General features: G+C 52.3%; 19 protein-coding genes and 2 tRNA genes. 18 read left to right on the top strand and 3 right to left on the bottom strand.

Translation table 11 applies throughout. From position 1 onward, the window contains the following. Window positions 1-116: 116 nt before the first annotated feature. The 15 genes from folP (at window position 117) to ED901_RS14000 (ending at window position 15,491) form a co-directional block, all read left to right on the top strand. Window positions 117-956, top strand: coding sequence for a dihydropteroate synthase (folP, locus tag ED901_RS14070; protein ID WP_122096273.1), 840 nt, complete (start codon window positions 117-119; stop codon window positions 954-956). A gap of 2 nt (window positions 957-958) precedes the next feature. Continuing rightward, complete coding sequence (gene glmM / locus ED901_RS14065; protein ID WP_056782437.1) at window positions 959-2,299, top strand: phosphoglucosamine mutase; 1,341 nt, start codon at window positions 959-961, stop codon at window positions 2,297-2,299. 259 nt (window positions 2,300-2,558) lie between these two features. Further along, window positions 2,559-2,894 carry a preprotein translocase subunit SecG gene (secG, locus tag ED901_RS14060; RefSeq protein WP_056782436.1) on the top strand — a complete coding sequence of 112 codons (336 nt, stop codon included), beginning with the start codon at window positions 2,559-2,561 and terminating at the stop codon, window positions 2,892-2,894. 86 nt (window positions 2,895-2,980) lie between these two features. Continuing rightward, window positions 2,981-3,067: transfer RNA gene (locus ED901_RS14055), tRNA-Leu, on the top strand. Window positions 3,068-3,126: 59 nt separating this feature from the next. Further along, window positions 3,127-3,203, top strand: a tRNA-Met gene (locus tag ED901_RS14050). A gap of 228 nt (window positions 3,204-3,431) precedes the next feature. Continuing rightward, the gene (rimP, locus tag ED901_RS14045; RefSeq protein ID WP_056782522.1) at window positions 3,432-3,884 is read left to right on the top strand and encodes a ribosome maturation factor RimP; all 453 of its coding nucleotides are present in this window, start codon (window positions 3,432-3,434) and stop codon (window positions 3,882-3,884) included. Between the two features lie 23 nt (window positions 3,885-3,907). After that, window positions 3,908-5,416: a transcription termination factor NusA gene (gene nusA / locus ED901_RS14040; protein WP_056782435.1), complete on the top strand. Its 1,509-nt coding sequence runs from the start codon at window positions 3,908-3,910 to the stop codon at window positions 5,414-5,416. A gap of 24 nt (window positions 5,417-5,440) precedes the next feature. Beyond that, entirely contained in the window at window positions 5,441-8,134 is a 2,694-nt protein-coding gene (infB, locus tag ED901_RS14035) for a translation initiation factor IF-2 (RefSeq protein WP_056782434.1), read from the top strand. A 75-nt stretch (window positions 8,135-8,209) separates the two neighbouring features. Continuing rightward, window positions 8,210-8,623, top strand: a complete 414-nt coding sequence (rbfA, locus tag ED901_RS14030) for a 30S ribosome-binding factor RbfA (RefSeq protein WP_056782433.1) — start codon at window positions 8,210-8,212, stop codon at window positions 8,621-8,623. Next, on the top strand, window positions 8,623-9,567 hold the full coding sequence (gene truB, locus ED901_RS14025; protein ID WP_056782432.1) for a tRNA pseudouridine(55) synthase TruB: 945 nt from the start codon (window positions 8,623-8,625) through the stop codon (window positions 9,565-9,567). Before rbfA ends, truB begins: the two co-directional genes overlap by 1 nt. Window positions 9,568-9,690: 123 nt before the next feature. Then, window positions 9,691-9,960, top strand: a complete 270-nt coding sequence (gene rpsO / locus ED901_RS14020; protein ID WP_056782431.1) for a 30S ribosomal protein S15 — start codon at window positions 9,691-9,693, stop codon at window positions 9,958-9,960. Between the two features lie 273 nt (window positions 9,961-10,233). Continuing rightward, complete coding sequence (gene pnp / locus ED901_RS14015) at window positions 10,234-12,357, top strand: polyribonucleotide nucleotidyltransferase (protein WP_056782430.1); 2,124 nt, start codon at window positions 10,234-10,236, stop codon at window positions 12,355-12,357. Between the two features lie 129 nt (window positions 12,358-12,486). Beyond that, window positions 12,487-13,371, top strand: coding sequence for a lipoprotein NlpI (nlpI, locus tag ED901_RS14010; RefSeq protein WP_056782429.1), 885 nt, complete (start codon window positions 12,487-12,489; stop codon window positions 13,369-13,371). A gap of 115 nt (window positions 13,372-13,486) precedes the next feature. Continuing rightward, complete coding sequence (yrbN, locus tag ED901_RS25630) at window positions 13,487-13,567, top strand: protein YrbN (RefSeq protein ID WP_096335046.1); 81 nt, start codon at window positions 13,487-13,489, stop codon at window positions 13,565-13,567. Then, window positions 13,557-15,491 (top strand): DEAD/DEAH family ATP-dependent RNA helicase, encoded by a 1,935-nt coding sequence (locus ED901_RS14000; protein ID WP_122096272.1) that lies wholly within the window; start codon window positions 13,557-13,559, stop codon window positions 15,489-15,491. The genes yrbN and ED901_RS14000 overlap by 11 nt, the downstream gene beginning before the upstream one ends. An 89-nt stretch (window positions 15,492-15,580) precedes the next feature. On the opposite strand, the gene ED901_RS13995 is transcribed toward ED901_RS14000, so the two are convergent. Beyond that, window positions 15,581-16,606 (bottom strand): luciferase-like monooxygenase, encoded by a 1,026-nt coding sequence (locus tag ED901_RS13995; RefSeq protein WP_056782427.1) that lies wholly within the window; start codon window positions 16,604-16,606, stop codon window positions 15,581-15,583. Between the two features lie 341 nt (window positions 16,607-16,947). Here ED901_RS13995 and ED901_RS13990 point away from each other — a divergent pair, with 341 nt between their 5' ends. Genes ED901_RS13990 through ED901_RS13980 form a run of 3 tightly spaced genes read left to right on the top strand, consistent with a single transcriptional unit; the run spans window position 16,948 to window position 20,251 of the window. Then, window positions 16,948-17,922, top strand: a complete 975-nt coding sequence (locus ED901_RS13990; RefSeq protein WP_056782426.1) for an HlyD family secretion protein — start codon at window positions 16,948-16,950, stop codon at window positions 17,920-17,922. After that, window positions 17,919-19,091, top strand: coding sequence for an ABC transporter permease (locus ED901_RS13985; protein WP_122096315.1), 1,173 nt, complete (start codon window positions 17,919-17,921; stop codon window positions 19,089-19,091). Before ED901_RS13990 ends, ED901_RS13985 begins: the two co-directional genes overlap by 4 nt. Continuing rightward, window positions 19,088-20,251 carry an ABC transporter permease gene (locus ED901_RS13980; protein ID WP_122096271.1) on the top strand — a complete coding sequence of 388 codons (1,164 nt, stop codon included), beginning with the start codon at window positions 19,088-19,090 and terminating at the stop codon, window positions 20,249-20,251. The genes ED901_RS13985 and ED901_RS13980 overlap by 4 nt, the downstream gene beginning before the upstream one ends. A gap of 57 nt (window positions 20,252-20,308) precedes the next feature. Here ED901_RS13980 and ED901_RS13975 read toward each other — a convergent pair whose 3' ends face one another. Together ED901_RS13975 and ED901_RS13970 are read right to left on the bottom strand one after the other, a co-directional pair. Beyond that, window positions 20,309-21,187 carry a U32 family peptidase gene (locus ED901_RS13975; RefSeq protein ID WP_122096314.1) on the bottom strand — a complete coding sequence of 293 codons (879 nt, stop codon included), beginning with the start codon at window positions 21,185-21,187 and terminating at the stop codon, window positions 20,309-20,311. 14 nt (window positions 21,188-21,201) lie between these two features. Next, window positions 21,202-22,197 carry a peptidase U32 family protein gene (locus ED901_RS13970; RefSeq protein WP_056782424.1) on the bottom strand — a complete coding sequence of 332 codons (996 nt, stop codon included), beginning with the start codon at window positions 22,195-22,197 and terminating at the stop codon, window positions 21,202-21,204. Between the last annotated feature and the right edge of the window lie 234 nt (window positions 22,198-22,431).

Below are 22,431 nucleotides of genomic sequence, written 5' to 3'. Positions count from 1 at the left end.
TTGGAAAAATGCTGATTACATACTACCCCGGGCTTGCCCGGGGTTTTTTATGCGTGCATTCTTTGCCCCGGAATTTAGATATTACGACCACTGACCGATCAAACGAGACATGACGTATGCAACTCACAGCCAGAGAATCGATTCTAAACCTCACTTTTCCTCAGGTAATGGGGATCCTGAATGTTACGCCGGATTCCTTTTCCGATGGAGGTAGGCATAACTCGCTGGATCTCGCACTCAGGCATGCTGAGGCGATGATCAATGCCGGGGCAACCCTTCTTGATATTGGCGGAGAGTCGACGCGTCCAGGTGCTGCTGAGGTCAGTGAAGATGAGGAACTGGCGCGTGTGGTGCCGGTTGTTGAGGCGATTGCCCGTCGCTTTGATGTCTGGATTTCAGTGGATACATCAAAAGCGATCGTTATCCGCGAAGCTGCCCGCGCAGGTATGCATCTGATCAATGACATTCGCTCTTTACAAGAGCCGGGCGCATTACAGGCAGCCGCAGAAACAGGTTTGCCCGTTTGCCTGATGCACATGCAAGGGCAACCGAAAACAATGCAGCACTCCCCAAAATATGAGGATGTGGTTGCTGAAGTCGCGGAGTATTTTGTTGAAAAAATTGCACGCTGTGAGAATGCCGGCATTCCGAAAAGCAAATTGTTACTCGACCCGGGCTTTGGTTTCGGTAAAAATCTGAACCACAATTACCAGTTGCTCGCCAGACTGGCTGAGTTTCATCATTTCGGCTTGCCTCTTCTTGTTGGCATGTCGAGGAAATCCATGGTCGGCCAACTGCTTCATGTCTCACCAGAACAACGTGTGACGGGAAGTGTTGCCTGTGCTGTTATCGCAGCCATGCAGGGCGCTCAGATCGTCCGTGTACATGATGTAAAAGAAACCGTCGAAGCGATGCGTGTCGTCGAAGCTACACTTTCTGCAAGGGATAAAAAATAACTATGAGCAACCGTAAATACTTTGGCACCGATGGCATTCGCGGAAAAGTAGGTGATAACCCAATCACGCCAGATTTCGTTCTCAAACTCGGCTGGGCAGCGGGAAAAGTTTTAGCGCGCCACGGCTCTCGTAAAGTGATTATTGGTAAAGACACACGCATCTCGGGCTATATGCTGGAATCTGCTCTTGAAGCAGGGCTGGCGGCAGCGGGCTTATCGGCTTCCTTTACCGGACCGATGCCCACACCTGCGGTGGCGTATCTGACGCGTACTTTCCGTGCAGAAGCTGGGATCGTGATTTCTGCTTCCCACAATCCTTATTACGATAACGGCATCAAATTTTTCACCATCGATGGGACAAAGCTGCCAGATGACGTGGAAGAAGCCATCGAAGCCGAACTGGAAAAACCGCTGACCTGCGTTGAATCGGCAGAGTTAGGCAAAGCCAGTCGTATAGTGGATGCGGCAGGTCGTTACATCGAATTTTGCAAAGGGACTTTCCCGAGCGAACTCAGCCTTAACGGTCTGAAAATTGTGGTCGATTGTGCTAACGGTGCAACTTATCACATTGCGCCAAGTGTACTGCGCGAGCTGGGCGCGAAAGTCATCGCTATCGGCTGTGAGCCAGACGGCATGAATATTAACGAAGAGTGCGGCGCAACGGACGTTCGTCAGTTGCAACAGCGCGTTCTGGCAGAAAAAGCTGACGTCGGTTTGGCATTTGATGGTGACGGCGATCGTCTGATCATGGTTGACCACGAAGGTAACAAAGTTGATGGCGACCAGATTCTTTATATCATCGCGCGTGAAGGCCTACGTCAGGGGCAACTTAAAGGCGGTGCGGTAGGCACGCTGATGAGTAATATGGGCCTCGAACTTGCGCTCAAGCAGCTCGGCATTCCTTTCACACGTGCGAAAGTGGGCGACCGCTACGTTCTGGAAAAAATGCAGGAAAAAGGCTGGCGTATTGGTGCTGAAAACTCCGGTCATATCATCTTGCTGGACAAAACGACCACAGGAGACGGTATTGTTGCAGGTTTGCAAGTACTCACCGCAATGGTCCGTAACCACATGACTCTTCATGATTTGTGCAGCGGTATGAAATTATTGCCCCAAATTCTGATTAATGTGCGATTCGCTGGCGAACATGATCCGCTGGAATCTGATGAAGTGAAGCAGGTAACCGCTGAAGTTGAAAAGCAACTTGCAGGCCGTGGCCGCGTTTTATTGCGTAAATCAGGCACAGAACCTTTGTTGCGTGTCATGGTGGAAGGTGAAGATGCGGAGCTGGTAGAAAAATTAGCCAATCGCATTGCCGATGCAGTGAAAGCGGTCAAGCCGTAACCCGATAAGAAATGGCGAATTTTTCTGCTCTGCGCCGTTGTCTCCTCATCAGATAACGGCGCAGATAATACCTGATTAAGGTTTTTTGGATGAATTTGCCGTTTTTTTCCGCAAACGAACATTCCATTGCAAATTGCTCTTGCGCGGCCATACGGCTTTGGTTAGTATTCACACCCGCTTCAGTGGGTCCTTAAATGGCCTGCTAAATTGGTGAGAAGCAATTGGCATGCGGTGAACCCGCGAGGATACAGGTACTACTATGTACGACGCTCTTCTGGTGATTTTCCTTATCGTAGCAATCGGCCTTGTGGCTTTGGTTATGCTGCAACAAGGTAAAGGCGCTGATATGGGAGCCTCTTTCGGAGCAGGTGCTTCAGGCACATTGTTCGGTTCGAGTGGTTCCGGTAACTTCATGACCCGTATGACCGGCGTGTTGGCCGCTTTGTTCTTTATCATTAGTTTGATTCTTGGGAACATGAGCACCAATAAAGGCCAAAAAGGCAGTGAGTGGGAAAACTTAAGTCAGCCAGCGCAAACTGAGCAGACAACTGCACCGGCAGCTCCAGCAGCGCCGAACAGTGATGTTCCTCACTAAGCAGTAACCTTCTTACCTAAAGAAGTGAAAAGTTTTAAACAGTGGCTTGAACTTGGACAGTACAAGCGATTGTGAAAAAAAAGAGTGCCGAGGTGGTGGAATTGGTAGACACGCTACCTTGAGGTGGTAGTGCCCGAATGGGCTTACGGGTTCAAGTCCCGTCCTCGGTACCAATCTTTGTGATAATTTGCTTTTTAGCGATTATCGGCGTAGTATTTCCCACGTTTTCGGACGCGGGGTGGAGCAGCCTGGTAGCTCGTCGGGCTCATAACCCGAAGGTCGTCGGTTCAAATCCGGCCCCCGCAACCACTTTCCCTAAGTGTTTATTTCAAATAGACTTTCAGTATCTTCCTGTGATGTTCTGCAGTTCCCATTTGAAAGCTTCAATTTGAAAATAACACTTAGAAAGTTGTACCGAAGCCGCTATGCGGCAAATAGGGTCCAGTTGCATAAAGCCCCGATTTATCGGGGTTTTTTGTTATTTGGCAACAGAATCACTGGGCTATTTAGCCCTTTTTTTATGTCTTGGGGGTGGGCTTGTCCACATTAGAACAAAAATTAACAGAGCTGATTACAGCACCAGTCGAGGCACTTGGCTTTGAGCTGGTGGGCATCGAGTTCGTTCGGGCTCGCCAATCGACGTTGCGCATCTATATTGATAGTGACGCCGGGATCAATGTTGATGATTGTGCTGATGTCAGCCACCAGGTGAGCGCTGTGCTGGACGTTGAAGATCCAGTCACCGTCGCCTATAACCTGGAAGTTTCCTCTCCAGGCCTTGATCGTCCTATGTTCACCGCTGAGCATTATCAACGTTTTATCGGTGACGAAGTCAGCATGGTACTGCGTATGGCGGTCCAGAATCGTCGCAAATGGCAGGGCATCATCAAAGCTGTCGAAGGCGAAATGATCACGGTGACTGTGGAAGGGAAAGACGAAGTGTTCGCACTGAGCAACATCCAGAAAGCGAACCTGGTACCCCACTTTTAAAGAGTTTGGAAGAGGCAACTAGGATGAACAAAGAGATTCTGGCTGTTGTAGAAGCAGTTTCTAATGAAAAATCCCTCCCGCGCGAGAAGATTTTTGAAGCGCTGGAAATTGCATTATCAACAGCGACCAAGAAAAAATACGAGCAGGAAATCGAAGTCCGCGTCAGCATTGACCGTAAAACAGGTGACTTCGATACCTTCCGTCGTTGGGTTGCAGTCGACGAAGTGACTCAGCCAACGCGTGAAATCACCCTCGAAGCAGCACAGTATGAAGAACCGTCTATCGAACTCGGCGGTTACATCGAAGATCAAATCGAGTCAGTCACATTCGACCGCATCACCACCCAAACCGCAAAACAAGTTATCGTACAGAAAGTACGCGAAGCTGAACGCGCGATGGTTGTTGAGCAGTTCCGTGAACAGCAGGGCGAAATCGTCACTGGCGTCGTGAAAAAAGTTAACCGCGACAGCATCGCCCTGGATTTAGGCAGCAATGCTGAAGCTGTGATCCTGCGTGAAGATATGCTTCCGCGTGAAAACTTCCGCTCTGGCGACCGTATTCGTGGCGTTCTGTATGATGTTCGTCCTGAAGCACGTGGCGCACAGCTGTTTGTCAGCCGTTCGCGCAACGAAATGCTGATCGAACTGTTCCGTATTGAAGTGCCAGAAATCGGTGAAGAGCTGATCGAAATTAAAGCGGCAGCCCGCGATCCTGGCTCCCGTGCAAAAATCGCAGTGAAAACCAACGACAAACGCATCGATCCTGTCGGTGCTTGTGTCGGTATGCGCGGTGCACGCGTTCAGGCCGTTTCCAGTGAACTGGGCGGCGAACGTATCGATATCATCCTTTGGGATGACAATCCTGCGCAATTCGTTATCAACGCCATGGCTCCGGCAGATGTTGCCTCCATCGTGGTTGATGAAGATAAATGCACCATGGATATCGCCGTTGAAGCCAGCAACCTGGCACAGGCGATTGGCCGTAATGGTCAGAACGTACGTTTGGCTTCCCAACTGTTGAAACAACATCGTGGTGATGACAGATGGGAACTGAACGTGATGACAGCAGACGACCTTCAGGCCAAACATCAGGCTGAGGCACACGCTGCGATTGAAACCTTTACTAAATACCTGGCCATTGATGAAGATTTCGCCACGGTTCTGGTAGAAGAAGGTTTCTCTACTCTCGAAGAACTGGCTTATGTGCCAGTGAACGAACTGCTTGAAATCGACGGCCTGGATGAAGACACCGTGAATGCGCTTCGCGAACGTGCGAAAGAAGCGCTGACGACGTTGGCTTTAGCCCAGGAAGAAAGTCTCGGTGACAACAAGCCTGCTGACGATCTGCTGAACCTGGCGGGTCTGGAACGTAGCATGGCGTTTAAACTGGCTGCACAAGGCGTTTGTACGCTGGAAGATCTTGCCGAGCAGGGTGTCGACGATCTGGCTGATATTGAAGGTCTTACTGACGAGCAGGCTGGTGAACTTATCATGGCCGCGCGCAATATCTGCTGGTTTGGCGACAACGCGTAATAAACTGTAGCAGGAAGGAACAGCATGACAGATGTAACTGTAAAATCGCTGGCGGCAGAGATTCAGACCCCGGTAGATCGCCTGGTACAGCAATTTGCTGATGCAGGGATCTCGAAGTCCGAATCTGACTCTGTGACCCAGCAGGAAAAAGAAACATTGTTGGCGCATCTGAATGGCGGAAACGCTGGTGCGACAAACAAACTGACGTTACAACGCAAAACGCGTAGTACACTGAATATTCCGAGCACCGGCGGGACGAGTAAATCGGTGCAAATCGAAGTCCGCAAGAAACGCACTTATGTTAAACGTGATATGACCGAAGCAGAACTTGCCCAGGCCGAAGCGGAAGAGCAGGCGAAGCGTGACGCGGAAGAACAGGCACAGCGTGCAGCAGCAGAGCAAGCCCAGCGCGAAGCTCAGGAAAAAGCCAAACGCGCCGCCGAAGAGCAAGCTAAACGTGAGGCCGCTGATAAAGCTAAGCGTGATGCAGCGGAAAAAGATAAAGTGACGAATCAACATACTGACGAAGTAACCAAACCAGCTCAGGCAGAGAAAGCACGCCGTGAAGCTGAAGCCGCAGAGCTGAAACGCAAAACGGAAGAAGAAGCCCAGCGTAAGCTTGAAGAAAACGCCAAGCGCATCGCAGAGGAAGCCCGCAAAATGGCTGACTCAGGTGTCTGGACTGAAACTGTCGCGCCAAGCGAATCAGAATCTGCTGACTATCATGTCACCACTTCTACCCACGCCCGTGCAGCTGAAGACGAAAACGACGCCAAAGTTGAAGGCGAACGTCGTAGCCGTACCCGCGGTGGCAAAGCGACCAAGCAGAAGAAAGGCAATAAACTGTCTGAATCTAAAGCGGATCGCGAAGAAGCACGTGCCGTTGGCCGTAATGGTAAAGGCAAGCGTAAGCCAAGCACACTGCAACAGAGCTTCAACAAGCCTGTCGCTGCAGTGAATCGTGACGTTGTTGTGGGTGAAACCATTACCGTTGCTGAGCTGGCGAACAAAATGGCAGTTAAAGGCTCTCAGGTCATCAAAACGATGATGAAACTGGGTGCGATGGCTACTATCAACCAGGTTATTGATCAGGAAACTGCTCAACTGGTTGCTGAAGAAATGGGCCATAAAGTCATCCTGCGTCGTGAGAACGAGCTGGAAGAAGCGCTGATGAGCGACCGTGATACCGGTGCTTCAGCTGCCGCTGAGCCACGTGCTCCGGTTGTGACCATCATGGGTCACGTTGACCACGGTAAAACCTCCCTGCTTGACTACATTCGCTCAACGAAAGTTGCTGCGGGCGAAGCCGGTGGTATTACTCAGCACATCGGTGCTTATCACGTTGAAACAGAAAACGGTATGATCACCTTCCTGGATACTCCGGGACACGCCGCGTTTACTTCAATGCGTGCACGTGGTGCCAAGGCAACTGACATCGTGGTTCTGGTTGTTTCAGCCGATGATGGCGTGATGCCACAGACCATTGAAGCAGTTCAGCATGCGAAAGCGGCTGGCGTGCCAATCGTGGTTGCAGTGAACAAAATTGATAAGCCAGATGCTGATCCAGATCGCGTTCGCACCGAGCTTTCTCAGTACGGCGTTATGCCGGAAGAGTGGGGCGGTGAATCTCAGTTCATCCATGTTTCTGCGAAAGTCGGTACGGGTATCGACGATCTGCTGCAAGCCATCTTGCTGCAAGCTGAAGTACTGGAACTGAAAGCGGTACGTACCGGTATGGCAAGTGGTGTTGTGATTGAGTCCTTCCTGGACAAAGGTCGCGGCCCGGTAGCAACAGTTCTGGTTCAGGAAGGTACGCTGAATAAAGGCGATATCATTCTGTGTGGCTTCGAATACGGCCGTGTTCGTGCGATGCGCGATGAACTGGGACGTGACATTCTGTCTGCAGGTCCTTCTATTCCTGTCGAAGTGTTGGGTCTGTCCAGCGTTCCGGCTGCGGGTGATGAAGTGACTGTTGTTCGTGATGAGAAGAAAGCTCGTGAAGTTGCTCTGTATCGTCAGGGTAAATTCCGCGAAGTGAAACTGGCTCGTCAGCAGAAATCTAAACTGGAAAACATGTTTGCGAACATGACCGAAGGTGAAGTTTCTGAACTGAACATCGTTCTGAAATCTGACGTACAGGGTTCTTGCGAAGCGATTTCCGATGCACTGCAGAACTTGTCAACCGACGAAGTGAAAGTCAAAATCGTGGGTATGGGTGTCGGTGGTATCACCGAGACTGATGCAACGCTGGCAGCCGCTTCCCGTGCGATCATCCTGGGCTTCAACGTGCGTGCGGATGCTTCTGCCCGTCGCGTTGTAGAAAGCGAAAGCCTGGATCTGCGTTACTACTCCGTCATCTATAACCTGATTGATGAAGTCAAACAGGCGATGAGCGGTATGTTGGCGCCAGAGTACAAACAGCAAATCATCGGCCTGGCTGAAGTTCGTGACGTGTTCAAGTCACCGAAATTTGGCGCAATTGCAGGTTGTATGGTTACTGAAGGTATGATCAAACGTAACAACCCAATCCGTGTACTGCGTGACAACGTGGTGATCTACGAAGGCGAGCTGGAATCCCTGCGTCGCTTCAAAGATGACGTTGCTGAAGTTCGTAACGGCATGGAATGTGGTATCGGCGTTAAGAACTACAACGATGTGCGTACTGGTGATGTGATCGAAGTCTTCGAAATCATCGAGATCAAACGTACTATCGCTTAACGTTTGCGAAGTAGCTGATATCCAGATGGGGGCCTTGCGCCCCCTTATTTGTCTGGAGCAAGTGGAGAAAGAATCATGGCAAAAGAATTTAGCCGTACTCAACGTGTCTCTCAGGAGATGCAAAAAGAAATCGCGATTATTTTACAGCGCGAAGTCAAAGATCCACGCGTTGGCATGGCCACCGTGTCCGGCGTAGAAGTGTCACGTGACCTGGCTTATGCCAAAGTGTTCGTTACCTTCCTCGACGTGTTGACCACCGATAATCACGATCCCGATCGTGTGAAAAACGGCATCAGAGCCTTACAGGATGCATCAGGTTTCATTCGTACCCTGATCGGTAAAGCGATGCGTTTGCGTGTTGTTCCGGAACTGACCTTTGCTTACGATAACTCCCTGGTTGAAGGCATGCGTATGTCTAACCTGGTGACTAACGTCGTGAAGAATGATGCTGAACGTCGTTCAGCTGCAGGCGACGACGAGGAAGCATAATGAGCCGCCCACGTCGCCGCGGCCGTGATATTCACGGCGTTCTGCTACTGGACAAATCTTACGGCTTGTCTTCCAACGATGCCCTGCAAAAGGTGAAACGCCTCTACAACGCGAACCGCGCAGGACATACCGGTGCGCTCGACCCTCTGGCAACTGGCATGCTGCCATTGTGTTTAGGTGAAGCGACCAAGTTCTCGCGTTTTCTGCTGGATTCTGACAAGCGTTATCGGGTCATTGCCCGCCTCGGCCAACGCACTGATACGTCTGACGCTGAAGGTGAGATCGTTTCCGAACGTGAAATAACCTTTACGCCGCAGCAACTCGACGACGCACTCGATAGCTTCCGCGGGGAAACCCAGCAAATTCCTTCTATGTATTCTGCGTTAAAATACGAAGGCAAGAAGCTGTATGAATACGCACGCCAGGGTATCGAAGTTCCCCGTCAATCTCGCAGTATTACGGTGTATGAACTGAAGTTTATCCGCTGGGAAGGCGTTGAGGTTGAACTGGAAATCCATTGCTCAAAAGGCACTTACATTCGCACTATTGTGGATGATTTAGGTGAAAAATTGGGTTGTGGCGCACACGTCACTTATTTGCGTCGTTTGCAGGTGGCTACGTATCCCCTTGAGCGCATGGTCACAATGGAAAAACTCCATGAGTTGATTGCTCAGGCAGAAGAGCAGGGCATCGAGCCACGCTTGCTGTTGGATCCGTTGTTGCTGCCTATGGACAGCGCATGCGAAGACTTCCCGGAAGTGAATTTGCTGCCAGTGGTGGCCGGATACGTTAAACAGGGTCAACCTGTTCAGGCATCGGGCGCACCGACGAGCGGCATGGTTCGCATTACGGAAGGTGAAGAACATAAGTTTATCGGCATTGGCGAAATTGACGATGATGGCCGCATTGCGCCACGTCGTTTAGTCGTCGAATACGCCGAATAAGCGCTTTTTGCCCACCTTGCGATCATATATAGCAAAGGGTAGAATAGCGCAGCTTATGCATTGGGTAGCTGAATTAGAGATCGGCACCCGTTTAAACTATCTATAATATTTTGGAGTATAATTATGTCTCTAAGCGTTGAAGCTAAAGCTCAAATCGTTTCCGACTTTGGTCGCGGCACTAACGACAGTGGTTCTACCGAAGTTCAGGTTGCTCTGCTGACTGCTCAAATTAACCATCTGCAAGGTCACTTTGCAGAGCACAAAAAAGATCACCACAGCCGTCGTGGTCTGCTGCGTATGGTTTCTCAGCGTCGTAAACTGCTGGACTACCTGAAGGGTAAAGATGTAGCGCGTTACACCAGCCTGATCGAACGTCTGGGTCTGCGTCGCTAATCAAGCGAGTTTCAGTGTAAAGGGGCCAATAGGCCCCTTTATTCTAGGAAGCAACACCAAATCAGGGTACTGTATGGCTGTTGTTTCTGCTGTTTTTCTAAGAACATGAACTTCCGTTACAGATGTTTTCGCGCGGCTAATGAGAGACTTTATTGCCACATTGTCAGGTCAATAAGGATTGTCATTAGTCGCGAGAATGTAGTGAGAAGCTCGGATATCTATCGGCGTGAACTGCTGTCATAACAGCTGCGTGCCACAATTAAGGACATTACATTGCTTAATCCGACTATTCGTAAATTCCAATACGGCCAGCACACCGTTACGCTGGAAACCGGCATGATGGCGCGTCAGGCGACTGCAGCCGTGATGGTTAGCATGGACGACACCGCGGTATTCGTTACCGTTGTTGGCCAGAAAAAAGCCAAACCAGGTCAGAGTTTCTTCCCACTGACTGTTAACTACCAGGAGCGTACTTATGCTGCTGGTCGTATCCCGGGTAGCTTCTTCCGTCGTGAAGGCCGTCCAAGCGAAGGCGAAACACTGACTTCACGTCTGATCGACCGTCCAATTCGCCCACTGTTCCCGGAAGGTTTCCTGAATGAAGTTCAGGTTATCGCGACCGTGGTTTCCCTGAACCCGCAAGTAAACCCTGACATCGTTGCGATGATCGGTGCGTCCGCTGCCCTGAGCCTGTCTGGTATTCCTTTCAGCGGCCCAATCGGTTCAGCACGCGTGGGTTACATTAACGATCAGTACGTTCTGAACCCAACCGCAGATGAATTGAAAACCAGTAGTCTTGACCTGGTCGTTGCCGGTACTAAAGGCGCGGTTCTGATGGTTGAGTCTGAAGCTGACGTTCTGAGCGAAGACCAGATGCTGGGCGCTGTGGTGTTCGGCCACGAGCAACAACAAATCGTTATCGATAACATCAACTCTCTGGTTGCTGAAGTCGGTAAAGCGAAATGGGATTGGCAACCAGAAGTGGTTAACGCAGAGCTGCACGCTCGCGTTGCAGCGCTGGCAGAATCTCGTTTAGGTGATGCTTACCTGATCACTGATAAACAAGACCGTTACGCTCAGATCAACGTCATCAAAGCGGAAGTGGTTCAGACCCTGCAAGCAGAAGATGAAGCGCTGGACGCTGGCGAAATTTCTGACCTGCTGGGTAGCATTGAGAAGAATGTGGTGCGTAGCCGTGTTCTGCGTGGCGAGCCACGTATCGATGGCCGTGAAAAAGACATGATCCGCGGTCTGGACGTTCGTACTGGCGTTCTGCCACGTACTCACGGTTCAGCGCTGTTTACGCGTGGCGAAACTCAGGCACTGGTTACTGCAACTCTGGGTACTGCCCGTGACGCGCAAAACCTGGATGAACTGATGGGCGAGAAGTCTGACAGCTTCCTGTTCCACTACAACTTCCCTCCGTACTCCGTTGGTGAGACCGGGATGGTGGGTTCACCAAAACGTCGTGAAATTGGTCACGGCCGCCTGGCGAAACGCGGCGTGCTGGCGATGATGCCAAAACCAGAAGACTTCCCGTACACCGTACGTGTCGTGTCTGAAATTACTGAATCTAACGGTTCATCTTCTATGGCTTCTGTTTGTGGTGCATCTCTGGCCCTTATGGATGCAGGTGTGCCGATCAAAGCCGCTGTTGCAGGTATTGCAATGGGTCTGGTTAAAGAAGGCGAAAGCTTTGTTGTTCTGTCTGACATTCTGGGTGACGAAGATCACCTGGGCGACATGGACTTCAAAGTAGCCGGTAGCCGCGATGGTATCACCGCGCTGCAGATGGACATCAAAATTGAAGGTATCACCCGCGAAATCATGCAGGTGGCTCTGAACCAGGCTAAGGGTGCGCGTCTGCACATTCTGGGCGTAATGGAACAGGCTATCAGCACTCCGCGCGGCGACATCTCTCAGTTTGCTCCACGTATCCACACCATCAAGATCAGCCCGGACAAAATCAAGGACGTGATCGGTAAAGGTGGTTCTGTGATCCGTGCCCTGACTGAAGAAACGGGTACAACCATTGAAATCGAAGATGACGGTACTGTGAAAATCGCAGCAACCGACGGCGAGAAAGCGAAATACGCTATCCGTCGTATCGAAGAGATCACTGCAGAAATCGAAGTTGACCGTATCTATCAGGGTAAAGTGACCCGTATCGTAGACTTTGGTGCGTTTGTTGCCATCGGCGGCGGTAAAGAAGGTCTGGTTCACATTTCTCAAATCGCTGACAAGCGTGTAGAGAAAGTGACTGATTACCTGCAAATGGGTCAGGAAGTACCGGTTAAGGTACTGGAAGTTGACCGTCAGGGCCGTGTGCGTTTGAGCATCAAAGAAGCCACTGCACCGACTCAGGACGATACAACTAAGCAACCTGACGCAGAATAATCTGTAACAGAAGTTTTACAGCTCCTTTCCATCCGGAGAGGAGCTGTTCGTATCACGAGCGTAGGACGCGTTTGTGTTAAGCAAGCGGATGACAGGACGTCTATCCAATGTTTGTCTCCGGGAGTAGAAATGAAGCCTTTCTTGCGCTGGTGTTATGTTGCGACAGCACTTATGTTGGCAGGATGCAGCAACCATGATTGGCGTAAAAATGAAGTTCTGGCGATTCCTTTGCAGCCGACGTTGCAGCAGGAAGTCATCCTGGCACGCATGGAACAAATTCTTGCCAGCCGGTCATTAACCGATGATGAGAGAGCACAGCTATTATATGAGCGCGGTGTGCTGTATGATAGTCTCGGGCTAAGAGCACTGGCGCGTAATGATTTTTCACAAGCGCTGTCTGTTCGTCCTGATATGCCAGAAGTTTTTAACTACCTGGGGATTTACCTAACGCAGGCAGGCAATTTCGATGCTGCCTATGAAGCGTTTGATTCTGTACTAGAGCTTGATCCAACTTACAACTACGCGCGTTTGAACCGAGGTATCGCCCTGTATTACGGTGGCCGATTCTCGTTAGCGCAGGATGATCTGCAGGCGTTTTATCGAGACGATCCAAATGATCCCTTCCGTTCATTATGGCTTTATCTTGCGGAGCGAGAAATCAATCCAAAGGATGCCGACGTAGCGCTTCAACAGCGTTATGACAAAGCGGACAGAGGGCAATGGGGATGGAATATCGTCGAATTCTACCTGGGCAAAATCAGCGAATCTACGCTGATGGAACGCCTCAAGGCAGAAGCAACGGATAACACTTCGCTCGCTGAGCATCTCAGTGAAACTGACTTCTATTTAGGTAAGCACTACCTAAGTCTGGGGGACAAGAACAGCGCTGCGGCACTGTTCAAACTGACGGTAGCTAACAACGTTCACAACTTTGTTGAGCACCGCTATGCATTGTTGGAATTGGCGCTTTTGGGCCAAGAGCAAGACGACCTATCAGAATCGGACCAGCAATAGCTGACGACACCAATCAGCCTGATTAATCATGGTTTTTACCATTTTTAAGCGCCTTAACGGGCGAGGGTTGCTTTGTTCGTTTTATAATCTAATTTGAGCCGGTTCACACTTTTCAATGAAAATGACTGAAAATTTTCTCGACGAGTTATGTAGACTGGCTGCCATTATTAATGAGGCACGTGTACATGACTACTGAGCTTGAAACCTCTTTTGCTGACCTGGGGCTGTCTGCTCCGATCATTTCTGCCCTGACTGATTTGGGCTACGAAAAACCTTCACCAATCCAGGCTGAGTGTATTCCTCACCTGCTGAGTGGCCGCGACGTTCTGGGTATGGCGCAGACCGGTTCCGGTAAAACTGCTGCATTCTCTTTACCTTTGCTGCACAACATTGATGCTTCACTGAAAGCACCACAAATTCTTGTTCTGGCTCCGACCCGCGAACTGGCGGTTCAGGTTGCTGAAGCAATGACCGATTTCTCTAAACATATGCATGGCGTGAATGTGGTTGCCCTTTACGGCGGCCAGCGCTATGACGTTCAGCTGCGCGCACTGCGTCAAGGTCCACAAGTTGTTGTGGGTACCCCGGGCCGCCTGCTGGACCACCTGAAACGCGGCACCCTGAACCTCTCTAACCTGAGCGGTCTGGTGCTGGACGAAGCTGATGAAATGCTGCGTATGGGCTTCATCGAAGACGTTGAAACTATCATGGCGCAGATCCCGGCTGAACATCAGACCGCGTTGTTCTCTGCAACCATGCCAGAAGCGATTCGTCGCATTACGCGTCGCTTCATGAAAGATCCACAGGAAGTACGTATCCAGTCAAGCGTGACTACCCGTCCGGACATCAGCCAGAGCTACTGGACTGTACACGGCCTGCGTAAAAACGAAGCACTGGTGCGTTTCCTGGAAGCAGAAGACTTTGATGCAGCCATCATCTTCGTTCGTACTAAGAGCGCGACCCTTGAAGTGGCCGAAGCTCTGGAACGTAGCGGCTACAGCAGCGCTGCACTGAACGGCGACATGAACCAGGCGCTGCGCGAGCAAACCCTGGAGCGTCTGAAAGATGGCCGTCTGGACATTCTTATCGCAACCGACGTGGCAGCACGTGGTCTGGATGTAGAACGTATCAGCCTGGTTGTTAACTATGACATCCCGATGGACTCTGAGTCTTACGTTCACCGTATCGGTCGTACCGGTCGTGCAGGCCGTGCTGGTCGTGCATTACTGTTCGTCGAAAACCGTGAACGTCGCCTGTTGCGTAACATTGAACGCACCATGAAGCTGACCATTCCAGAAGTTGAAATTCCTACTGCTGATGTCCTGGGCGAGCGTCGTCTTGCTAAGTTCGCAGCAAAAGTTCAGCAACAACTGGAAAGCAGCGATCTGGATCAGTACCGCGCATTGCTGGCTAAACTGCAACCTGCAGAAGAGCTGGACATCGAAACGCTGGCTGCTGCACTGCTGAAAATGGCACAGGGCGAACGTCCTCTGATTGTTGCTGCTGACCCAATCTTCAAAAGCCGTCCACCGCGTCGTGAATTTGAAGAACGTGGCGATCGCGGTGACCGTGGCGATCGTCGTGACCGTCCGGCGCGCAGCAACGACCGTCCTGCACGTGATGGCGACAGCCCACGTCGTGAGCGTCGTGACGCTGGCGAAATGGAACTGTATCGCATCGAAGTGGGTCGTGATGATGGTGTTGAAGTTCGTCACATCGTTGGCGCGATCGCTAACGAAGGCGACATCAGCAGCCGTTACATCGGTAACATCAAGCTGTTCGGTACGCACTCTACTATCGAACTGCCGAAAGGTATGCCGGGCGAGATTCTGTCTCATTTCACCCGTACTCGTATCCTGAACAAACCGATGAACATGCAGTTACTGGGTGATGCTCAGCCACAGGCTGCGCGTCGCGAACGTCCAGCCGGTGCAGGTGGTGAGCGTCGTGGTAACGGTGCTCCGCGTCCTTTCAACGGTGACCGTCCTGCGGGTGCAGGTGGCGAACGTCGTGGTAACGGCGCTCCACGTTCTTTCAGCGGCGATCGTCGTGAAGGTTCTTCTGCTGCAGGCGAACGTCGTCCGCCAAGCCGCGCACCACGTCGCACGACTGACGCATAATTTATCGCACCTGGTTTTACTCGGGTGCAGATAATAAAAAACCAGCCTTAACCGGCTGGTTTTTTTTCGTCTTAAATGTGTGAACGCGATTAACTGATGCGCTGTTCTTTTACCAAATCATCCTGTAAACCGGCCACAATCTCGAAGGAATGCAAACGCGCCTGATGATCAAAAATCTGGCCGTTAATCATCAGTTCATCCGCTTGTGTCTCACGCAGAATAGACTGCAATCCCTGGCGTAGCGTGTCTTTATTGCCGACGACCGACATACGCAGCGCATTATCCACCCCAAAGCGCTCTGACGCGGACCACAGACTTTCAATGTTATCCACGGGTGCTGGCAGTTTGCCCGGCATACCGCGACGCAGATTGATGAACTGCTGCTGATTTGAGGTAAACATCCGTCGCGCTTCTTCATCCGTATCCGCGCCAATCGCGTTAATACACACCATGGCATACGGCTTTTCAAACTGGGCAGAAGGCTGGAATTTACTGCGATAGATGGCCAATGCCTGATAGAGCATATCCGGCGCAAAATGCGAGGCGAAGGCAAAAGGCAATCCCAGTGCGGCGGCCAGCTGAGCGCTGTACAAGCTCGACCCCAGCAGCCAGATCGGCACATGCAATCCCTGACCCGGCACGGCCTGCACCGCCTGCTGTGGCTGAACTTCGCCGAAGTACAACTGTAATTCCTGCACATCTTTCGGGAAATTATCGACTTCACCGGAGAGATGGCGGCGCAGCGCAATCATTGTGCGCTGATCGGTACCCGGCGCACGGCCAAGACCAAGATCGACACGGTTCGGATACAGCGTCGCCAGCGTGCCGAACTGTTCGGCAATGACCAGCGGGGAATGGTTGGGCAGCATGACCCCGCCGGAACCGACGCGAATCGTTTTCGTGCCGCCCGCGATGTATCCCAGCAACACCGACGTCGCCGCACTGGCGATGCCGGTCATGTTGTGATGCTCAGCCATCCAGTAACGTTGATAGCCCCATTTTTCAGCATGTTGTGCCAAATCGAGGGAAGATTTAAAGGCCTGTGCAGCGTCGGCACCTTGTGGAACGGGTGCTAAATCCAGCACGGATAGGGGAACGGTGTGTTTATCAGACATAGTCACGGCTCACTCGTTGATGGGCGAAACACAAGCAGTTCGCCCGCTAAAAATGCTCATAATTAGAACGAGTATTACCCATTCACCGTGGATTGAATACTGCATTTGTGCCTTTCCTGATCCTCCAACTCATGCGTAACGACTATGAATTGCGTTTAATTTATCGTTTCAGTCAATATGTTGTTTTGTGTTAAAAACTCTCTGTCAGCGCCGCTATGATTGAACGCCTCCTGTGATGTATCGATCACTCCGAAAACAGAGCGCGGCGTAAGGACACTCAAGGAATGGAAAACCAATGCCTTTAAAGAACACTGGCGAGAAAAAAAAGGATCAGGCAACACATGAGTAAACGAATTTTATTGACCCTTCTGCTGGTCTTCGTGGCGGTTTCTTTAGCCGTGTTGTTCCGTGCGAACAATCAGGACTTATTGCTGCAGGGCGAAGTCGATGCGCCGGAAGTCATTGTCGCCTCCAAAGCCAAAGGCCGCGTGATTGAACGTCACGTTGAACGCGGTGACGATGTCAAAGCCGGTCAGCTACTGATCACCCTCGACAGCCCGGAAATGATGGCGCAGTTGCGCGCCGCCGAAGCTGCCCGCGATCAGGCAAAAGCGCAGCTCGATCTCTCCGTTAACGGTACTCGCGAAGAGAGCATCCGCAACCTGAAAGCCACGCTGGCCCAGTCTCAGGCGGAATATGTTAACGCCCGCGACCTCTATAACCGCAACGCCAAAGTGGCGGCGAAAGGGTTTATTTCAGCGTCTGATTTAGAAGATTCCCGCCGCGCCCGCGACAGCGCCTATGCACAAGTTCTCGTCGCCAAAGCCAATCTTGATGAAGGTGTCAATGGCGACCGCGTGGAACAGCGCGAAAGCTACGCCGCGCAGCTGCGTCAGGCGGAAGAAGACTTACTGGAAATCAAAGCGCAAACCGATGACTTGCAGGTGAAAGCCCCGGTCGATGGTGAAGTGGGGCCGATCCCGGTGGAAGTCGGCGAACTGGAAAGTGCGAACAGCCCGTTGCTGACGTTAGTCCGTCTGCCTGACGCCTATTTCGTTTTTAACCTGCGCGAAGATATTCTGGCCGGCGTGCGCAAAGGCGACAAAGTGCAAATGCGCGTGCCTGCGCTGAACAACCAGATGATCGAAGCCGAAGTGCGCTACATCGCACCGCTCGGTGATTACGCAACCAAACGCGCCACGCGTGCGACAGGTGATTTCGATCTTAAAACCTTTGAAGTGCGTCTTTACCCTGCGAAACCGGTGCCCGGATTGCGGCAGGGCATGAGTGCGCTGTGGCAGTGGAAGGCGAAGTGAAGCGGGTCAAAGCGCCGCGCAGTGAAAGAATAAAAGCCGGATGGCGCTGTTTTAGCCGGGCATTTAACCGTGAAGTCAGTCATGCATTCCGCAAGCCGGTGATCCACTGGCTGTGCTGGATTTTCCCGTTGTTGCTGTTTGGCCTCATCAGCAGCAATTTCTCTGAAGGCACCCTGCTGAATTTACCGGTGTCGGTCATCGACAACGATCACAGCAACCTGTCGAAGACCCTGACCCGCAAACTGGACGCCGGTTCCCATGCGCATGTTCAGGCCTTCAGTGGCGGATTGCAGGAAGCGGAATATCGCCTGCGTACCGCGCAGGATTACGCGTTGCTGTATATTCCGGTTAATTTCGAAGCGGATGTGCTGGCCGGAAAACAGCCGAGTGCGGTGCTGTATTACAACGCTTTGTTCTACGGTGCCGGACTGTATTCCACGCAGGATTTCAGCGGGCTGATCACTGAACTCAATACCCGTTATCGTTCGATTATCGCGACTGAAATCGGCAAAACGTTGCCGTCGCTGGCGAGCGTGGATTTGTCCTACGGCAGCCTGTTCAATGCCAGCGGCAGTTACATTTATTACCAGCAGTTCGCTGCGACCATTCACCTGCTGCAACTGTTTACCGTCACCTGCATGATTTACGTCATGGCGCGCAGTCAGGCGTTGATCAGCACGCCGTCGTTTACGCTGGCACTGCTGGGCAAACTCGCGCCTTACACGCTGTGTTTCACCACGTTACTGATGGTCGAGATCGCCATGCTGGTCGGCTTTTTTGACGCGCGCGTCAGCGGTAACCCGTTATATATGCTGCTCATCGGTTTCTTTTATGTGATTGCCGCCCAAAGCCTCGGGCTGTTGCTGTTTACCTTTACCAAAACCACGATTACGGCCTACACCATGATGGGGATTTTCGTCAGTATCGCGCTGACCTTCTCCGGTATGGCGGTCCCGGTGCTGTCGATGCCTTTGCCTGCGCGGATTATTTCCGGCATCGAACCGCTCAGTTACGCCCTGGCCGCGATGTTTGACGTCTTCCTGCGTGAAGTGTCCGTGCGCGGTATTTTAATGGTCTGCGCCATCCTGCTGATCTATCCGCTGGTCACCAGCCTTCTGGTGCGTAAACGCTTATATCTGCGGCTGAAACAACAGGAGCCAGGAAAATGACCCGTCGCGAATGGTTCAGGACCTGGTGGGGGACTTTCAGCAAAGTGCTGACGGGCCTGCTTGATAAACCGATGTGGATGATGCTGCTGATTTCCCTGTGCGTGATGAGCATGGTCTACGCCAACCGCACAGTGTGGGACTTGCCGGTCGCCGTCGTCGATCAGGATCACAGTACCGCCAGCCGGATGCTGACCCGCCAGCTCGACGCGACCTCGAAAGTCGCCACGGTGCACTATGAAAATCTGGCGGATGCCGAGCACGATCTTGCGCTGCGCAAACTGTTCGCCGTGATCATCATGCCGGTCGATCTGGAGAAGAAGATCCTCGCCGGTCAAAATATCGTTATTCCGGTGTACGGCGATGCCACCAACCGTCTGGCAAACGGGCAGATCCAGCAGGATGTGCTGGGGGCGTATCAGGCGATCCTCACCCAATACAACACTGATCTGTTGTTGAGCAACGGCTTCAGCGAGCGTCAGGCCAGCGTGGTGCTCTCGCCGATGGTGGGGCAGACGCTGGATCTGTTTAACCCCGGCATCAGCTTTGCGGCAATCATTTTCCCCGGCCTGCTGGTGATGTTGTTACAACACTCCCTGCTGATTGCCAGTGTGCGCGTCAGTATTGTGCTCAACAGCGCTCCCTCCGGAAAACCGACGATCCCGGCATTTCTCGGCGGGATTTCGGCGCTGATCCCGGTCTGGCTGTTTTTATCGATCGTGCTCTTTGTGCTTTGGCCGTGGATATTAGGCTACCGGCAAACGGCCAGCATTCCGGAAATTCTGCTGCTGACTTTCCCGTTCCTGTTGGCCGTTTTAGGGCTGGGCAAACTGGTTACGGAATGTCTGCGCAGCGTCGAGCTGATTTACCTGACGCTGGCTTTTCTGACCACGCCGGTGTTTTACATCTCCGGCACTATCTGGCCCTTACAGGCAATGCCGGCATGGGTTCGGGCAATCTCTTCTATGCTGCCTTCGACGTGGGCGACCAAAGCGATTGCCGGGGTGAATCAGATGGGGCTGCCGTTCAAAGACGTGGGCGGCGATATTCTGATGCTGCTGATCCTGTGCGCGTTTTACACCTTCACCGGTATTGCCGTGGGCATGCTGCGCGACGGTGTCCGCCTGCGGGCAATGTTCAGGCGCAAACATAAAAAAGCGTGATAAAAAAGGGATATCGCCGCAAAGCCATATCCCTTTTCTTTTTCGCACGGGCTGAAATTACTGGCGCAGCTCCAGTCCGGCGACGCGCTGCCAGTAACCGTTACAGTCAGCCTTATCGGTCAGCGTCAGCGGCGCTAATCCGTGCTCATTGCGGCGAAATGCCTCCAGCGTGGCAAGTGCTTCGCTGCTTTCCGGCGACAGCCTGACGATATCCACCAGCCCCTGCATCGAGGTCAGTTCATTACCGAGATTGTAACAATAGCCACTTTGCGTCTGAATACCGTTGAGCACGAACACCTGCTGATTTTCCTGTGACAGCACCTTGCGGCCCTGCGGATACCCGATGCAGCAGGTTTCGCACTCATCCTTGGCTTTGTTCTCTGAACGCGCGGTAAAACAGCGTGCCGAATAAGCCAGCGGCAGATGCCCGTAAGAGAGCACTTCCACTTCAAACTTATCGCGAATACCCAGATCCTGACACTGGTTCAGCAGGTTCGCCAGCCAGTCGCGGGAAAGCTCAACCGGCATACACCAGCGCACCATGCCTTGTTTTTGCAGGATTTTTAGCGTAACGGCGTTATAGCAGTTCAGCGCATGGCCAACCACAAACGGCAGATTGCGCTCAGCAGCCATATTCACTGCGCCAAAATCATTGGCTTCCAGCAGAAACTCACCGTTCTCGACATAGCGTTTCAGTTCATTGAGTTCAGACGGTGCCTGCAACAACGCCAGCGTGGAGATCACCACCTGTTTGCCGGTCGCTGCCAGCTGGCGCGCGACCTCCAGCCAGTCGTTGACCTTCATTTCACGGCGTTTGGTACAGACATTTTCACCCAGATAAATGATGTCTGCGCTGCTTGCGGCGGCGGCCTGATAAAACTCTTCCACCTGCGCTTTCGGCCAGTAATAAAGGATGGCGCCTAAAGAATATTTCATCATTGTCTCTTCGGTTACTGCCATTTGCGGTGATAGGCACCGAGCGTCGTTTGTGTCCCTTCAGACATTGCGCCCAGCGTGCTCATCCAGGCGGCATCGGTTGTAAAGTGCGCCGGATCGGCCATGCAACGGTCTATCGCCGCACGCCAGACGCGGGCGACCTGGCTGACGTAGGCCGGGCTGCGCTGCCTGCCTTCAATTTTCACCGAGGCAATATTGGCGGCGAACAGCTCGGGCAGTAATTCCAGCGTATTCAGGCTGGTTGGCTCTTCCAGTGCATGATATTTGGCGCCATCCACCAGATAACGGCCTTTGCACAGCGTCGGATAACCGGCGTTTTCGCCTTCCTCGTAACGATCTATCAGCACATCGTTCAGGCGTGATTCCATGCCCTGCGCGGTTTGCTGCCAGCGCACGAACCGCGCCGGAGAACAGGCTCCGACGGTATTGGGTGATTCACCGGTCAGGTAGGAAGACAAATAGCAGCGGCCTTCGGCCATAATGCACAGGCTGCCGAAGGCGAACACTTCCAGCGGCACCACCGATGTGCGCGAGAGCTGACGCACCTGATGCATGGAAAGTACGCGCGGTAACACCACGCGGGCGACGTCGAAGTTACGTTTATAGAAACGGATCGCTTCATCGTTGGTGGCCGAAGCCTGCACCGAAACATGGCGCTCGACGTGAGGATATTTATTGGCCGCGTAGTCCAGCATGGCGATATCGGCGAGGATCAGCGCATCCGCGCCGAGTTGCGCGGCCATATCCACGGCGCGCTCCCAGCGCTGATACCCGTCCGGATGTGCAAACGTATTGATGGCGATGTGCAGTTTACGTTGGCGGCTGTGCACGTAACTGACCGCTTCCTGGAGTTTTTTATCTGTGAAATTCAGACCTGCAAAATGGCGCGCGTTGGTGTCGTCTTTCAGGCCGATATAAACCGCATCGGCCCCGTTATCGATCGCCGCTTTCAGCGCAGGTAAATTCCCTGCCGGACAAAGTAGCTCCATGATCATTCCTTGCTGCAACCGGACAGCGTAGCTGAAGGGTTGATAGTGATGAGAAGCGATATGCCGACGTAATTCATTCATCAGCGAGGGCTTCGGTTGGCGAACTATTTTAGAGAAGCTATAGATGCAATATTTTGATTTGAGGCAGTTTCTGCGGTATTGAGCGGTGAGTTAGGGCCGGGGAGGTTGTACGTGAGGTTTTTCTGTAGCAGTATTTATTGATGCAGGCCGCTG

Origin of the sequence: Rahnella sp. Larv3_ips (genome assembly GCF_003697865.1) — a bacterium.
GTDB lineage: Bacteria > Pseudomonadota > Gammaproteobacteria > Enterobacterales > Enterobacteriaceae > Rahnella > Rahnella rivi.
The sequence above is the reverse complement of the archived record's forward strand: the minus strand, read 5'-3'. Positions and strand labels throughout refer to the sequence as shown.